This is a genomic window from Huaxiibacter chinensis (assembly GCF_022171985.1).
Classification (GTDB): domain Bacteria; phylum Pseudomonadota; class Gammaproteobacteria; order Enterobacterales; family Enterobacteriaceae; genus Enterobacter; species Enterobacter chinensis_A.
In genome coordinates this window covers 649,066-663,317 of record NZ_JAJVHF010000001.1, presented here as the reverse complement: position 1 = coordinate 663,317, position 14,252 = coordinate 649,066, and the positions used below count along the sequence as shown (strand labels likewise).

At 56.2% G+C, this 14,252-nt stretch carries 15 protein-coding genes, 1 pseudogene and 1 riboswitch; of the genes and pseudogenes, 7 read left to right on the top strand and 9 right to left on the bottom strand.

Features of this window, described 5'->3' with window-relative positions; all coding sequences use genetic code 11:
- Window positions 1-82: 82 nt before the first annotated feature.
- Window positions 83-991: a uridine diphosphate-N-acetylglucosamine-binding protein YvcK gene (yvcK, locus tag LZP96_RS03235; RefSeq protein ID WP_064325400.1), complete on the bottom strand. Its 909-nt coding sequence runs from the start codon at window positions 989-991 to the stop codon at window positions 83-85.
- 226 nt (window positions 992-1,217) lie between these two features.
- A riboswitch (molybdenum cofactor riboswitch) is annotated at window positions 1,218-1,353 on the top strand.
- On the opposite strand from yvcK, the gene moaA reads away from it, so the two are divergent.
- From moaA to LZP96_RS03205, 6 genes are all read left to right on the top strand, one after another.
- A complete protein-coding gene (moaA, locus tag LZP96_RS03230) occupies window positions 1,341-2,330 on the top strand; it encodes a GTP 3',8-cyclase MoaA (protein ID WP_064325401.1) in 990 nt (329 codons plus the stop codon). Its footprint overlaps the riboswitch before it by 13 nt.
- Before the next feature lie 24 nt (window positions 2,331-2,354).
- Window positions 2,355-2,867 carry a molybdenum cofactor biosynthesis protein B gene (gene moaB / locus LZP96_RS03225; protein WP_064325402.1) on the top strand — a complete coding sequence of 171 codons (513 nt, stop codon included), beginning with the start codon at window positions 2,355-2,357 and terminating at the stop codon, window positions 2,865-2,867.
- Window positions 2,868-2,870: 3 nt separating this feature from the next.
- Window positions 2,871-3,356 (top strand): cyclic pyranopterin monophosphate synthase MoaC, encoded by a 486-nt coding sequence (gene moaC, locus LZP96_RS03220; RefSeq protein WP_064325403.1) that lies wholly within the window; start codon window positions 2,871-2,873, stop codon window positions 3,354-3,356.
- Window positions 3,349-3,594: a molybdopterin synthase sulfur carrier subunit gene (moaD, locus tag LZP96_RS03215; RefSeq protein WP_064325404.1), complete on the top strand. Its 246-nt coding sequence runs from the start codon at window positions 3,349-3,351 to the stop codon at window positions 3,592-3,594. The genes moaC and moaD overlap by 8 nt, the downstream gene beginning before the upstream one ends.
- A 2-nt stretch (window positions 3,595-3,596) precedes the next feature.
- Entirely contained in the window at window positions 3,597-4,049 is a 453-nt protein-coding gene (gene moaE, locus LZP96_RS03210; protein WP_064325405.1) for a molybdopterin synthase catalytic subunit MoaE, read from the top strand.
- Between the two features lie 59 nt (window positions 4,050-4,108).
- On the top strand, window positions 4,109-4,813 hold the full coding sequence (locus LZP96_RS03205) for a Bax inhibitor-1/YccA family protein (protein ID WP_064325406.1): 705 nt from the start codon (window positions 4,109-4,111) through the stop codon (window positions 4,811-4,813).
- Window positions 4,814-5,080: 267 nt separating this feature from the next.
- Here the strand turns inward: LZP96_RS03205 and LZP96_RS03200 are convergent, their stop codons facing one another.
- From LZP96_RS03200 to LZP96_RS03190, 3 genes are read right to left on the bottom strand one after another with little or no spacing between them, the layout of a single operon-like run.
- Window positions 5,081-6,043: a lysylphosphatidylglycerol synthase domain-containing protein gene (locus LZP96_RS03200; protein ID WP_064325407.1), complete on the bottom strand. Its 963-nt coding sequence runs from the start codon at window positions 6,041-6,043 to the stop codon at window positions 5,081-5,083.
- The gene (gene clsB, locus LZP96_RS03195; protein WP_064325408.1) at window positions 6,043-7,284 is read right to left on the bottom strand and encodes a cardiolipin synthase ClsB; all 1,242 of its coding nucleotides are present in this window, start codon (window positions 7,282-7,284) and stop codon (window positions 6,043-6,045) included. Before clsB ends, LZP96_RS03200 begins: the two co-directional genes overlap by 1 nt.
- Window positions 7,281-8,042: an endonuclease/exonuclease/phosphatase family protein gene (locus LZP96_RS03190; protein ID WP_258925689.1), complete on the bottom strand. Its 762-nt coding sequence runs from the start codon at window positions 8,040-8,042 to the stop codon at window positions 7,281-7,283. Before LZP96_RS03190 ends, clsB begins: the two co-directional genes overlap by 4 nt.
- Before the next feature lie 133 nt (window positions 8,043-8,175).
- Here LZP96_RS03190 and LZP96_RS03185 point away from each other — a divergent pair, with 133 nt between their 5' ends.
- Complete coding sequence (locus tag LZP96_RS03185; RefSeq protein ID WP_064325410.1) at window positions 8,176-8,586, top strand: YbhQ family protein; 411 nt, start codon at window positions 8,176-8,178, stop codon at window positions 8,584-8,586.
- Here LZP96_RS03185 and LZP96_RS03180 read toward each other — a convergent pair.
- The 5 genes and pseudogenes from LZP96_RS03180 to cecR form a co-directional block, all read right to left on the bottom strand.
- Window positions 8,548-9,654: an ABC transporter permease gene (locus tag LZP96_RS03180; protein WP_258925688.1), complete on the bottom strand. Its 1,107-nt coding sequence runs from the start codon at window positions 9,652-9,654 to the stop codon at window positions 8,548-8,550. The two genes, LZP96_RS03185 and LZP96_RS03180, sit on opposite strands and share 39 nt — an antisense overlap.
- A 9-nt stretch (window positions 9,655-9,663) precedes the next feature.
- Window positions 9,664-10,797: an ABC transporter permease gene (locus tag LZP96_RS03175; protein ID WP_064325412.1), complete on the bottom strand. Its 1,134-nt coding sequence runs from the start codon at window positions 10,795-10,797 to the stop codon at window positions 9,664-9,666.
- Window positions 10,787-12,526 (bottom strand): ATP-binding cassette domain-containing protein, encoded by a 1,740-nt coding sequence (locus LZP96_RS03170; RefSeq protein WP_258925687.1) that lies wholly within the window; start codon window positions 12,524-12,526, stop codon window positions 10,787-10,789. Before LZP96_RS03170 ends, LZP96_RS03175 begins: the two co-directional genes overlap by 11 nt.
- Window positions 12,519-13,514: a secretion protein HlyD gene (gene hlyD / locus LZP96_RS03165; protein ID WP_064325414.1), complete on the bottom strand. Its 996-nt coding sequence runs from the start codon at window positions 13,512-13,514 to the stop codon at window positions 12,519-12,521. Before hlyD ends, LZP96_RS03170 begins: the two co-directional genes overlap by 8 nt.
- Window positions 13,511-14,184: pseudogene (gene cecR, locus LZP96_RS03160) on the bottom strand (transcriptional regulator CecR). Before cecR ends, hlyD begins: the two are co-directional and overlap by 4 nt.
- Window positions 14,185-14,252 lie beyond the last annotated feature (68 nt).

The following is a 14,252-nucleotide window of genomic DNA, read 5'->3' as shown; positions in this document are numbered from 1 at the left end:
GGGTGAGGGCATCAGGCCGCAGAGGCTAAGCTCCCTCTCCCGTGGGAGAGGGCGGGGGTGAGGGCATCAAACCGCAGAGGACCTACCCCAGCGCCTGAATCGCTTTCTCCAGCGCCTTACGAAGCAGGTGTCGGTCATGGCGATACTGAATATCGCTCGCTTCCAGAGGCTCCTGAACCACCACGCGCCCCTCCATGCCGGTGACATCCACCTTCGGGCCCACCACCACGCCATCGATGATTTTCTTGCCGACGTAGTGCTCCATCAACCCCAGCTTATCGGCCAGCGACAGGCTGGCAGCGGCCGGGCTTAATTCGCGTCCCAGATTGCCTATGTACACCATCGGTGCAGGCGTCCTGCGTAGCGCTTGCGCCAGCTCCTTCACCAGTAATATAGGCATCAGGCTGGTATAAAAACTGCCCGGCCCAATCAGAATCAAATCCGCTTCGCTAATCGCCTCCACCGCTTCCCGCGTGGCGGGCACGCTCGGATAGGTGAGCAACTCTTTCGGGGGGATGACCAGCTGATCGATATTCACTTCGCCATACACTTCATGGCCTTCCGCATCGATTGCCATCAGGTCAACGGGATGTTCCGACATCGGAATCAAAAACGCGTCAACCTTGAGCAAATTACGGATTAAGTTGATCGCTTCCAGCGGCCTTACGCTGAGGTGATCCAGAGCCTTTAACATTAAATTGCCAAGGTTATGGCCAGAAAGCTCTCCATTGCCGCCAAAACGATACTCAAACATCGCGGAGGCGACGCTTTGCTCAGTAATTAACTGATTCAGACAGTTACGCATATCGCCCCAGGCAATGCCGCCTTCGGCGCGGCGGATGCGTCCGGTTGAGCCCCCATTGTCAGTGGTGGTCACAATTCCGGTCAGCCTTGAGCCGAGTGACGAGAGCGACGACATGACGCGTCCCAGGCCGTGCCCTCCCCCGAGAGCGACCACACGGTCAAGATCCGCAAAAGTGCGATTGCGCATACAGATTCCTTATCCTCTTTGATCGGCTAACAGTAACCTAACTACCTCTAAAAGACGATGCCCGACCCGACTCAAAATGACGTATATCAATGCGAAACATTGATACAGGCGTATTCTGTAGCGAAAATGCACGAAAGGATCGCTATGTACGTGATTATATAGCGAAAGGAGGGAATGGCGAAGCTGCTCTTTCCGCGCTACTATCGGCATTACCACGTTTTCTTTTTTAGAAAACATACACTCTAGCCCTGGCGCCTGTGTCACATGATATGGCGCCCCGGCCGTGGCGGTAAACGCCACCAGGGTACAGGAAGAAATGACTGTGCCTCCCTTATCTGGAAAGGTGTACATGGCTTCACAACTTACCGATGCTTTCGCGCGTAAGTTTTACTACTTACGTCTGTCGATTACCGATGTGTGCAACTTCCGTTGCACCTACTGCCTGCCCAATGGTTATAAACCTGGCAGCGTCACCAATAACGGATTTCTCTCCGTGGAAGAGGTGCGTCGCGTCACGCGAGCTTTTTCTGAACTCGGCACCGAAAAGGTCCGTCTGACCGGCGGAGAACCCTCTCTGCGTCGCGATTTCCCTGACATCATTGCCGCCATCCGTGAAAACGACAGCATTCGTCAGATTGCGGTGACCACCAATGGCTACCGCATGGCGCGTGATGTTGCGACCTGGCGCGAGGCAGGGCTGACGGCGATTAACGTCAGCGTCGACAGCCTCGATGCGCGTCAGTTTCACGCCATCACCGGGCAGGATAAATTCCAGCAGGTGATGGACGGGATTGATGCCGCCTTCACCGCGGGTTTCGGGAAGGTGAAAGTCAATACGGTACTGATGCGCGATGTGAACCATCATCAGCTGGACACCTTCCTGGCGTGGATAAAGCCACGACGCATTCAATTACGGTTTATTGAGCTGATGGAAACGGGCGAGGGCAGTGACCTGTTCCGCCGCCATCATATTTCCGGCATGGTCCTGCGCGACGCGCTCCTGAGACGCGGCTGGATCCACCAAATTAGCCAACGCAGCGATGGCCCGGCCCAGGTCTTTTGTCACCCCGATTATGAAGGGGAAATTGGGCTTATCATGCCCTATGAAAAAGACTTCTGCGCCAGCTGTAACCGCCTGCGCGTCTCCTCCGTTGGCAAGCTGCACCTGTGCTTGTTTGGCGACGGCGGCGTGGATCTGCGCGATCTGCTGGAAGATGATGCTCAACAAAACGCCCTCGAAGCGCGGATCTCCGCGGCATTGATGCATAAAAAACAGACCCACTTCCTGCATCAGGGCAACACCGGCATTACTCAAAACCTGTCCTATATCGGCGGGTAATCAGGCTTAAGAAGGAATCATAAGATGAGTCAGGTCAGTGCAGACTTTATTCCGGCACGAATTGCTATTCTTACCGTTTCTGAACGCCGTGGTGAAGAGGATGATACCTCGGGCCACTGGCTGCGCGACGCCGCGCATGAAGCAGGGCATCAGGTCGTCGATAAGGCCATTGTGAAGGAGAACCGCTACGCCATCCGCGCGCAGGTTTCGCAGTGGATTGCCAGCGAAGAGGTGCAGGTCGTGCTGATTACCGGCGGCACCGGTTTTACCGCAGGCGATCAGGTTCCGGAAGCGCTGCTGCCGCTGTTTGACCGTGAAGTCGAAGGGTTCGGTGAAGTGTTCCGTATGCTCTCCTTTGAAGAGATTGGCACCTCAACGCTGCAGTCGCGCGCCGTTGCCGGTCTGGCAAACAAGACGCTGATATTTGCCATGCCCGGCTCGACCAAAGCCTGCCGGACAGCGTGGGAAAACATTATTGCCCCGCAGCTTGATGCCCGTACCCGCCCGTGTAACTTTCATCCCCATTTAAAGAAATAAGCTATGTCACAACTGACTCATATTAACGCTGCGGGCGAAGCCCATATGGTGGACGTTTCCACCAAGGCCGAAACGGTGCGTGAAGCCCGTGCCGAGGCCTTTATCACCATGCAAGCTGAAACGCTGGCGATGATTATCGACGGCAGCCATCACAAGGGCGACGTCTTTGCCACCGCGCGAATTGCCGGGATTCAGGCGGCCAAACGGACGTGGGATCTCATCCCGCTGTGCCATCCGCTGATGCTCAGTAAAGTGGAGGTGAATTTGCAGGCGCAGCCGGAACACCACCGGGTGCGCGTTGAAGCGCTGTGTCGTTTAACCGGCAAGACGGGCGTCGAGATGGAAGCCCTCACCGCGGCGTCCGTGGCGGCGCTGACCATTTATGACATGTGTAAAGCCGTGCAGAAAGATATGGTGATTGGTCCGGTTCGTCTGCTGACGAAAAGCGGCGGTAAATCGGGCGATTTTAAGGCGGACAGTCATGATTAAAGTGCTCTTCTTTGCCCAGGTGCGCGAACTGGTCAGCACTGACAGCCTGACTCTGGACGGTGCGTTTGACAACGTAGAAGCGCTGCGTGCGCATCTGGCCGCACAAAACGATCGCTGGGCGCTCGCCCTGGAGGAGGGCAAGTTACTGGCCGCCGTCAACCAGACGCTGGTCGACTTTGAGCATCCGGTAAAAGCGGGTGACGAAGTGGCCTTTTTCCCACCGGTAACAGGGGGTTAAGCATGGCTGAGACGCGTATTGTCGTCGGACCTGAACGTTTCAACGTCGGGAGCGAATACACCTGGCTTGCCGAGCGTGATGAAGACGGTGCCGTGGTGACGTTTACCGGCAAAGTCCGTAATCACAATCTGGGGGAGAGCGTCAAAGCGTTAACCCTGGAGCATTATCCCGGTATGACCGAACGTTCGCTTGCGCAGATTGTGGAGGAGGCGCGTGGCCGCTGGCCGCTGGGCCGCGTCACGGTCATTCACCGCATCGGTGAGATGTGGCCAGGGGAAGAGATCGTGTTTGTCGGCGTGACCAGTGCCCATCGCGGCAGTGCCTTCGATGCCGGTGAATTTATTATGGATTATCTCAAGACCCGCGCACCGTTCTGGAAACGTGAAGCGACGCCGGAAGGTGAACGCTGGGTTGAGTCGCGGGATAGCGACAAAGAGGCCGCCCAACGCTGGTAATCGTTCTGGCGGGAATGTGTTAATCTTACAGGGTATTCCCCCTTAACTCAGGAGTTATCATGGACCGATTTCCGCGTTCCGATTCTATCGTGCAATCCCGTAGCGGATTGCAGACCTATATGGCTCAGGTGTATGGCTGGATGACGGTGGGCCTGCTGCTTACCGCGTTTATTGCCTGGTATGCGGCGAACACGCCTGACCTGATGATGTTTATCTTTTCCAGCAAAATCACCTTCTTCGGGCTGATTATTGCGCAGCTGGCGCTGGTATTTGTGCTCTCAGGCCTGGTACATAAGCTGAGTGCAGGGATGGCGACAACGCTCTTTATGCTCTACTCGGCGCTCACCGGACTGACGCTATCCAGCATTTTCATCGTCTATACCTACTCGTCAATCGCCAGCACCTTTGTGGTCGCCGGTGGGATGTTTGGGGCGATGAGTTTGTACGGCTACACCACGAAACGTGACCTGAGCGGTATGGGCAGCATGCTGTTTATGGCGCTTATTGGTATCGTGCTGGCGTCGCTGGTGAACATGTGGCTGAAGAGCGAAGCGCTGATGTGGGCCGTGACCTATATCGGGGTGATTGTCTTCGTGGGTTTGACGGCTTATGACACACAAAAGCTGAAAAACATTGGCGAGCAGATTGACGTGAGTGATACGTCCACGCTGCGTAAATACTCCATTCTTGGTGCGTTAACGCTGTATCTGGACTTCATCAACCTGTTCCTGATGCTGTTACGCATTATGGGTAACCGCCGTTAAGCCTGTTTTGACGGGTAAACGCATCAGAACGCACCCAACCAGTTCCCTCTCCCCGTGGGAGAGGGTTAGGGTGAGGGCAGCAGACCGCACCCATCCAGTTCCCTCTCCCCGTGGGAGAGGGTTAGGGTGAGGGCAGCAGACCGCACCCATCCAGTTCCCTCTCACCGTAGGAGAGGGTCAGGATAAGGGCATCAAACCGCACCCATCCAGTTCCCTCTCCCCGTGGGAGAGGGTTAGGGTGAGGGCATCAAACCGCACCCAGGCCAACTATTTCGCCAGCACCTTTTCATTTTTCGCCCGCAGCTTCTTCGCCCGACTTTCCAGAATCAGATAGCCCACCGTCGCCAGCGCCAGAGGCAGGAAGTAGTACAGCATGCGATAGGCAAGCAGGGCGGCGATAATCGTCCCCTGGGAAACATGCTCACCCGCAAGCAGCGCGATAAACACCGCTTCCAGCACCCCAATCCCCGCAGGAATATGAACAATTACCCCGACAATACTGCTCACCAGCAGTACGCCCAGCACGAAGAAATAATTCACATCCTCGCCAATCAACAGCCAGACTATTGCCCCCATTACCATCCAGTTAGCGCTCGAAATCGCCATCTGAAGCAGAGCAAACTTCCACGTCGGCAATACCAGCTTTTGCCCTTTGATCGTCATATGACGACGTTTGGCAAAGGCGCACGCCCAGAGATAGGCTGCAATCATCAGCAGCAGAACAATCCCCAGTATGCGCAGCGTGGACTCATCGATATACCAGTGTGCCGGTAACTGCACCACGCCGAGGGTGAAAATCACCCCGCCCAGCAGGATATAACCCAGCCAGTTCGTGGTGATACTGAGTGAAAAAATGCGCGTAATGGTACTGCCCGGCAACCCAAGACGGGAATACAGTCTGTAACGCATGCCAATGCCGCCAACCCAGGTACTGAGCGTCAGGTTGAAGGCGTAGCAAATAAACGACACCAGCATCACCTGGCGTTTCGCCAGCTTATGTCCGCAATAGGCCCGACCCAGCAAATCATAACAGCCATAAATGAGATAGCTCAGAACCACCAGCCCGACCGCGCTCAGGAGCGCAAGACGGTCATAGTTGCGGATAACTTTCCATACCTCTTCCCAGTCAATTTTCTGTGCGTAAACCACCAACAGCACGGCGACCGCAATGAAAAAGACCCAGGTGAGGATTTTTTTAATCAACCGCCAGCGCGGATGTGAATGACTCATCAGGGTTTTGCTCCTGTGCTTCCGGCCTCAACGCGATCCTGGGTCTCCATCTCGGGCTGCACCGGGGCAGGCACCTGCGCCAGTTTCGGCGTATGGGCCGGCAACCAGCCGACCAGAGCGGGGAAGTGACGCAGGAAATGGAATACCACAATACTTTTACCCAGATTCCACCAGGTACGTTTAGGGACCATCGAGTCATCCACACGCACGCAGTCATTGGCGATGATGGTGTTCAGATTGTCGCGTAACGTCTGGTTAAATGCGCGGTCATGGATGATCAGATTGGCCTCCAGATTCAGCGACAGACTCAGCGGATCCAGGTTACTTGAGCCGACCGTGGTCCAGTGATCGTCCATCAGCGCCACTTTGCCGTGCAGCGGCCGACGCCGGTATTCGTAGATTTGCACACCGCCTTTGACCAGATAATCGTACAGCAGGCGGGCCCCGACGGTGACAATCGGCATGTCCGGCTCTCCCTGAACAATCAGCTTCACCCGCACGCCGCGACGTGCGGCGTTGCGCATGGCATGCAACAATCGATACCCCGGGAAGAAATAGGCGTTAGCGATAATCACTTCGCGCTTCGCATTCGCCAGCATCTTAAGATAGTGGCGTTCAATATCATCCCGGTGCTCTTCGTTGTCACGCCAGACAAACAGTGCCTGCGCTTCGCCGGGCTTACGGTTCTCCTCCGGACGGTGGCGGCGTTTCCACCAGCGACGCGCCGAAGCATGGCCCGGCAGGTTTTCCAGTTCAAACTGGAGAATGTCCAGCACCACCGGGCCTTCAACCTGAACGGCATAATCCTGTTTGGCCTCGGGACCGTAGTCGGACATATGCTCAGCGGAATAGTTAATCCCCCCGACAAACGCAATCGTATCGTCGATCACCACGATTTTTCGGTGCATCCGACGAAACACGTTAGTCCGCATTCCCATCAGACGCGGACGCGGATCGTAATAACGGAATACCACCCCTGCTGCGGTCAGCTCGTTGACAAAATCATCGCTAAGATCCGGCGAGCCATAGCCATCGAGCAACGCTTCAATTTTGACGCCACGCTGGGCGGCGCGCAGCAGCGTTGCATGCAGTTTTTTGCCGACGTCATCCTCAAACCAGATAAACGTTTCGAGGATGATTCTGCTTTGCGCACGGTCGATGGCGGCAAACACGGCCGGGTAAAAGTTATCGCCGTTTTCCAGCAGCGTTATTCGATTCCCTTCTTGCCATGAACATTTCATAAGTGAATCTCCGCACTTAACGGGGCATGGTCAGACAAATGGCGCCAGTTACGCAGCGCCAGCGCCGTGGGGCTGCTGGCGTGTGCGTTTTTCACATAAATGCGATCAAGGCGAAGCAGGGGGAGGCTCACCGGAAAGGTGCGCGCTGGCCTGCCGTGGGCGCGTGTGAAAATTTCCTCTAAGCCTGCCTGGGATTTTAGCGTGTGGTTGGCACGTTGCCGCCAGTCGTTAAAATCCCCGGCCAGCACCACCGGTTCACCCTCTGGCAAGGCGTTCGCCCAGTTTGCCATCATATGCAGCTGGGCCTCGCGATGCGCTTCACGCAGGCCCAGGTGAACGCAGCCGATGTGTATCGGGAAGGCCAGATCGGACGGGCGGACGCGACAGTAAAGCAGCCCGCGCTTTTCGCTCTCCCCGACAGATACATCATGGTTCTCATAATGTTCAATAGGGAAGCGCGACAGCACCGCGTTGCCATGATGTCCTTCCGGATAGACGGCATTGCGCCCGTAGGCGTAGTCGCTCCACATGGTATCGGCCAGAAATTCGTAATGCGTCTGATCGGGCCAGTTTTCAACATGCATCGGATGCACTTCGTGGGCGCCCATCACCTCTTGCAGGCAGACGATATCCGCGCTGACGGTGCGTACCGCGTCACGCAATTCGGGTAAAATGAAGCGGCGATTAAACGCCGTAAAGCCTTTGTGTGTGTTAATGGTCAGCACTTTAAGCGAGAAATGCCGATTTTTTTGAGTCATAAGTTCCTTCCCGCATCACTATCCTGATGAAAATAAAGTGTAGTCGTCGTCACAAAAAGGTGCGGTGTTACGGAATTTTCCGTAAAGTGCGGTAGTCTGAACTAGCAGAGAAATATCCTTCAGGAGAGAAGCCATGAAGTGGCAACAACGTGTTCGTGTCGCAACCGGTTTAAGTTGCTGGCAGATTATGTTGCATTTACTGGTCGTGGCCATACTGGTGATGGGCTGGATGAGCGGGGCGCTGGTGCGTGTCGGTCTGGGTTTATGCGTCCTGTACGGTGTCACCGTACTGTCGATGCTCTTTTTGCAGCGTCACCATGAGGAACGCTGGCGTGAGGTGGGTGACGTGCTCGAAGAGCTGACCACCACCTGGTACTTTGGGGCGGCCATGATTGTGCTGTGGTTGCTGTCGCGTGTATTACAAAACAACATTTTGCTGGCCCTGGCGGGTCTGGCCATCCTTGCAGGGCCAGCGGTGGTCTCATTACTGACCAAAGAGAAAAAGCTACGCAATATTGCGTCTAAACATCGCGTACGCCACTGACCCTGTCGTGGCCGCTATCACCAGTAGCGGCCACAAACTTCCCCAGACAATATCCAGACTCGCATCCTTCAGATAAATTTGCTTGGTGATATCGGTGAAGTGCCGTATCGGATTCACCCAGGTCAGATTCTGCAACCAGACGGGCATATTCTCCACCGGCGACACATAGCCGGAGAGTAAAATCGCCGGCATCATAAAGACAAACACCCCAATGAACGCCTGCTGCTGCGTTGAGCACAGGGCCGAAATCAGCAGGCCGAATCCGACCAGCGACAGCCCGTATATCACCATGGTGAAGTAGAACAGCACCAGCGATCCGGCAAACGGAATGTGGTAAGCCCAGATGCCAATCCCCAGAACCAGGGTGGCCTGGAACGTCGCCACAATAAGTGCGGGCACGGCTTTACCGACGAAAATCTGCCAGGTCGCCAGCGGCGAGACTAACAGCTGATCCAGCGTTCCCTGTTCCCGTTCACGGGCCACCGACAGGGAGGTGACAATCATCACCCCAATGGTGGTGATCATGGCGATAAGCGAAGGCACCACGAACCATTTGTAGTCCAGATTCGGGTTGTACCAGTTGCGCACCACCAGCATGCTGTTGTTCGGTTTTGGCTGGCCCTGAATCAGCTCCTGCTGATAATCCTTCACGACCTGTTGTAAGTAGTTCGCCGCAATCTGCGCGCTGTTGGAGTTACGCCCATCCAGAATAAGCTGCATGGGCGCGGTGCGGGCGGTATCCAGGTTTCGCGAGAAGTCGGCAGGGAAGCGCACCAGCAGCAGCGCTTTCTGCGTATCAATGGTGGGCTGAATCTCCTGCGGGCTTTTCAGCAGCAACACATGGGTAAAAGCTTTGGCGCGGGCAAAACGCTGGGTCAACTCGACCGAATGTTTGCCATTATCTTCGTTGTAAATAGCGATGGTGGCGTTGGTCACCTCCAGCGTGGCGGCAAACGGAAAGAGCAGCACCTGGATCAGCACCGGTAAAATCAGGATGGCGCGGGTCTGCGGCTCGCGCAGCAGCGACTGCAGCTCTTTACGAATCAATGTCCATAAGCGATAAAACATACCCTCTCCTTAATCCAGCCGCCTTTTGGTTTTCATCCAGGTCAGGCCGATAAACATCACCGCCGACGCCATCAGGAACAAAATATTCACGATCAGGACAACCGGAATATTGCCTGCCAGAAACAGGCTTTGCAGCGTACTGACAAAATAGCGGGCCGGAATAATGTACGTCACCGCACGGATAACGGCCGGCATACTGTCTATCTGGAAGATAAAGCCAGATAGCATAATCGACGGCAGGAAAGCCGCATTCAGCGCTACCTGTGCCGCATTAAACTGGTTGCGGGTGATGGTCGAGATCAGTAATCCCATTCCCAGCGTGCTGAGTAAAAACAGGCTGGTAATCAGGAAGAGAAGCAGCAAGGAGCCGCGATAAGGCACCCCCAGAATAAACACCGACACCAGCATACACAGCAGCATCGCCAGCATCCCGAGGAAGTAATAGGGGATCAGTTTGCACAGCAGTAACTCCACGCGGGTGACCTCGGTGGAGAGCAGGGCCTCCATGGTGCCGCGCTCCCACTCGCGGGCGATCACCAGCGAGGTCAGGATCGCGCCGATCACCGTCATGATGATGGTTACCGCGCCGGGTATAATAAAATGCTGGCTGATCGCAGCCGGGTTAAACCAGTAACGCGTTTGCACGTCAATTAAAGGGGTAAAGGTTTCGCCCCGATCCTCGGCGCGCTGCATTTGCCATAGCTGCCAGATCCCTTCGACATATCCCTGTACAAAGTTGGCTGTGTTCGGCTCGCTGCCGTCCGTGATCACCTGGATGGGCGCTTCGGTTTGCGGACGGGCCATATTCGCCGCGAAATCCACCGGGATAACCACCATTCCGCGGATCTTTCCGGCTTGCATCTTCTGGATCAACGCCTGACGGTCATCGCTGATGGTGGCGTCTATGTAGGGCGAACCGGTCATGGCATGGGTAAAGTCGAGCGCTTCTTCGCTCTGCTGTTCCAGTAAAATGCCGACGCGCAGTTTGCTGGAGTCGAGGTTAATGCCATACCCAAAAATGAACAGCAAAAGCAGAGGGATGACCACCGCAATCAGCCAGCTACTCGGATCGCGGACAATCTGCCGCGTCTCTTTCACGCAAAGGGCGCGCACGCGGCGCCAGGAGAGCGCCTTAATGTGCATCAGCATGCTCCTTATCCCAGGTGTTAATCAGGGTAATGAACGCCTGCTCCATCGTGGGATCGGGCTGTTCCTCATTGGCGGCCTGCGCTTTTAAATCGTCCGGCGTTCCGTGGGCGATAAGCTTTCCACGATAGACCAGCCCTATGCGGTCGCAGTATTCCGCTTCATCCATAAAGTGGGTGGTCACCATCACCGTCACGCCTTTCTCCACCATGCTGTTGATATGCAGCCAGAATTCCCGGCGGGTGAGGGGGTCAACGCCGGAGGTGGGTTCATCAAGAAACAGAATATCGGGTTCATGCATCAGCGAGCAGGCCAGCGCCAGACGCTGCTTAAAGCCCAGCGGAAGTTCATCCGTGGCGTGCGAGGCGATAGGCGTCAGGCCAAAGGCTTCGCTCATGCGGCCGATTTTTTCACGCTGCGCCTGACCACGCAGACCGTACACGCCAGAGAAAAAGCGCAGGTTCTGCTCCACGGTGAGATTCCCGTACAGCGAAAATTTTTGCGCCATATAGCCCAGATGCTGGCGCGCCTTCCCGGAACTCACTTTAAGGTCCATGTTCAGCACCAGCGCGCTGCCCGAGGTGGGAACCAGAAGGCCACACATCATCTTGAAGGTGGTCGATTTTCCGGCCCCGTTCGGGCCAAGCAGGCCAAAGATCTCGCCGCGCTTCACCGCAAAGTCGACGTTATCCGTTGCCACAAAGTCACCGAATTTCCTGGTCAGCGATTTCGCCTCAATGACCGTCTCCCCCGGCTTGCCTTCCACGGTATGCAGAATGGCCCCCAGCGGGGATTCCGACGTGCCCGCGCCGCCCAGCAGATCGATAAAGGCGTCTTCAAAACGGGGGGCCGTCTCGATGATGTCGACCTGCGGCATGCCCGGGGCGCGGCGAATATCGTCCTGAGTCGCCTCTTTTTTAAGGATCACGCGGATCGAGCGACCCTGAATCATGCCATCGCTTACCTGGGATAATTTCAGCACCCGTTGCAGCAGCTTACGGTTAGATTCGTCCGGGCTGGTGAGCAGAAGACTGCGTCCGGCCATGGTCTGAGTCAGCCGGGTGGGTTCGCCCTGATAAAGCAGTTCGCCCTCATTCATTAACAGTACATCCCGACACTGTTCCGCTTCGTCCAGGTAAGAGGTACTCCAGAGGATCAGCATGCCGTCGCCCGCCAGCTCATGCACCATCTGCCACAGTTCACGACGGGAGATGGGGTCGACGCCCACGCCCGGCTCATCAAGCAGCAGGACCTTCGGTTCACCAACCAGCGTGCAGGCCAGCCCCAGCTTTTGTTTCATCCCGCCCGACAGCTTGCCTGCCAGACGGTCGGTAAAAGGCCCAAGCGAGGTGAATTCCAGCAGGCGCGCGAAGGTTTGCTGTCGGGTTTCGCCCGTTACGCTGCGCAAATCGGCGTACAGGTTAAGGTTCTCCATGACCGTTAAATCTTCGTATAAGCCGAATTTTTGCGGCATATAGCCCAGCATGGCGTGCAGGGCGCTGTCGTCTTTAATCGGGTCCAGACCGAGCACGCTCGCGCTTCCGCCGTCCGGTTTCAGCAGCCCGGCGAGCATACGCATCAGCGTGGTTTTGCCTGCGCCATCCGGGCCGACCAGGCCCGTCACGTAGCCTTTGTGGATGGTACAGTTCAGCGGGGCCACGGCGGGCTTCTCCATGCCCGAAAAGCGTTTTACCAGATCGTGAAGCTGGATAACCGCATCATTCATGTCGTTGCCCGTCGTCAAAGGCCACGGTAACCGGCATCCCCTGGCGTAAGGCATCGTCGGCGTCGGTCACAATTATGCGCAGGCGATACACGAGGTCGGTTCGCAGATCCGGCGTCTCAACGGTTTTAGGGGTGAATTCAGCCGTAGGCGAAACGAAGCCAACCTTGCCATGATAAGGTTTATCCGGACGGCCATCGGTGTACAGCAGCAGTTCGCGACCCGGCTGCGCCTGGTGCAAATTGGGTTCGTCAATGTAGGCGCGCACCCAGACCGGACGGGTGAGGGAGAGCGTCAGCACCGTGCTGCCCGCATTAAGCATACTGCCAGGCTCCACGGCCCGGGTCATCAGCGTGCCGTCGGACGGCGCAACCAGCGTGGTATCACGCAGATCCAGTTCCGCCTGCGCCAGCTGAGCCTGTGCCTGTTCAAGGCTCGCTTTCGCCTGTGCGATATCCTGAGGACGGTTACCCGTCTGGTACTGGCTCAGTTTGTCCTGCGCCGATTTCAGGGTTGCCTGCGCCTGATCGCGGGACGAACGGGCGTTTTCCAGATCGTTTGCTGAGATAGTCCGGCTTTTCCACAGCCCCTGCTGGCGGGCATAGAAGTTCTGCGCGTAGTCATAGGCCGCTTTCGCCTGTTTCACTGCTGCGGCGGCCTGGGCAATTTCTTCATCACGGTAGCCCGCAACCACAAGGTCATACTGCGCCTGGGCTACGGAAACGCCGGCTTTCGCCTGCATCAGGGCATTTTCATAGGGGGCTTTATCCAGCACTCCCAGCACCTGCCCGGCTTTAATGGCATCGCCCTCATCCACCGTAAGCGATGCCAGGCGTCCTCCCACGCGGAAACTCATGTTGACCGTTCGAATATCGACGTTGCCATACAGCGTTAGCCCGCGATCCTGATGACTCTGATACCACAGCCAGCCGCCGACGCAAGCTGCAATTAAAACAACCACCGCCAGTATGGCGACGACAGGTTTTTTCATGACTCCAGGCTCCTTAGCGTTAAACCTTGCAGAACGAAATCCAGATGACAGGTGATGATTCGACTAATCTGCGCGGCTTTATCCTCATCAAACGCAGTCCAGCCCGTGCGGAGTAAGATGGTTTCTCGTCCCAGTCGAAAGGCGAGGATTTCACCCAGCAGGGCATGGGTATGCAAAATAGTGTCGGTATCGTCGGCATCGCGTCCGGTGTAAGCGGCGATCAACCGGGTCAGGTGCGTATGCATAGGGGCGATAACCTGATCGTGCACCCGCTGATAGGCCGCCGTGGGGGCAAGCTGTTCGAGATAAACTTGCTGAGATTCAGCGTATCGTCATGCGTCAGCAGGCGAATCATATTGTGGCAGGCCTCCAGAATCAGCGTGCGGATCGCCGCGCGATCGGGGGCTGGCTGGGCAAGCAACGCCGTGGCCGATTCCACCTGGGTGCGAAAATGTCCGCCTATAAAGTCCGCGATCCACTGGGCGCAGGCCAGATACAAATCTTCCTTGGAGCCAAAATAGTAGGTGATGGCGGCAATGTTCTGCCCCGCCTGTGCCGCGATATCACGGGTGGTGGCGTGCAGACCATACTCCCCGAACTGGGCGAGTCCCGCGGCAATAAGCTGATTTTTGGCGTGTTCACCTTTCACGGTCGTCGGGATAGTATTCATGGCGTTTAAAAAAATTAGTCAATCGATTGATTAAGATTATGACTGTTTTTTCGCCTTGTCCAGTTCCG

Coding starts and splice junctions, on each gene's coding strand:
- yvcK (WP_064325400.1), bottom strand. CDS start 991: ATGCGCAATCGCACTTTTGCGGATCTTGACCGTGTGGTCGCTCTCGGG.
- moaA (WP_064325401.1), top strand. CDS start 1,341: ATGGCTTCACAACTTACCGATGCTTTCGCGCGTAAGTTTTACTACTTA.
- moaB (WP_064325402.1), top strand. CDS start 2,355: ATGAGTCAGGTCAGTGCAGACTTTATTCCGGCACGAATTGCTATTCTT.
- moaC (WP_064325403.1), top strand. CDS start 2,871: ATGTCACAACTGACTCATATTAACGCTGCGGGCGAAGCCCATATGGTG.
- moaD (WP_064325404.1), top strand. CDS start 3,349: ATGATTAAAGTGCTCTTCTTTGCCCAGGTGCGCGAACTGGTCAGCACT.
- moaE (WP_064325405.1), top strand. CDS start 3,597: ATGGCTGAGACGCGTATTGTCGTCGGACCTGAACGTTTCAACGTCGGG.
- LZP96_RS03205 (WP_064325406.1), top strand. CDS start 4,109: ATGGACCGATTTCCGCGTTCCGATTCTATCGTGCAATCCCGTAGCGGA.
- LZP96_RS03200 (WP_064325407.1), bottom strand. CDS start 6,043: ATGAGTCATTCACATCCGCGCTGGCGGTTGATTAAAAAAATCCTCACC.
- clsB (WP_064325408.1), bottom strand. CDS start 7,284: ATGAAATGTTCATGGCAAGAAGGGAATCGAATAACGCTGCTGGAAAAC.
- LZP96_RS03190 (WP_258925689.1), bottom strand. CDS start 8,042: ATGACTCAAAAAAATCGGCATTTCTCGCTTAAAGTGCTGACCATTAAC.
- LZP96_RS03185 (WP_064325410.1), top strand. CDS start 8,176: ATGAAGTGGCAACAACGTGTTCGTGTCGCAACCGGTTTAAGTTGCTGG.
- LZP96_RS03180 (WP_258925688.1), bottom strand. CDS start 9,654: ATGTTTTATCGCTTATGGACATTGATTCGTAAAGAGCTGCAGTCGCTG.
- LZP96_RS03175 (WP_064325412.1), bottom strand. CDS start 10,797: ATGCACATTAAGGCGCTCTCCTGGCGCCGCGTGCGCGCCCTTTGCGTG.
- LZP96_RS03170 (WP_258925687.1), bottom strand. CDS start 12,526: ATGAATGATGCGGTTATCCAGCTTCACGATCTGGTAAAACGCTTTTCG.
- hlyD (WP_064325414.1), bottom strand. CDS start 13,514: ATGAAAAAACCTGTCGTCGCCATACTGGCGGTGGTTGTTTTAATTGCA.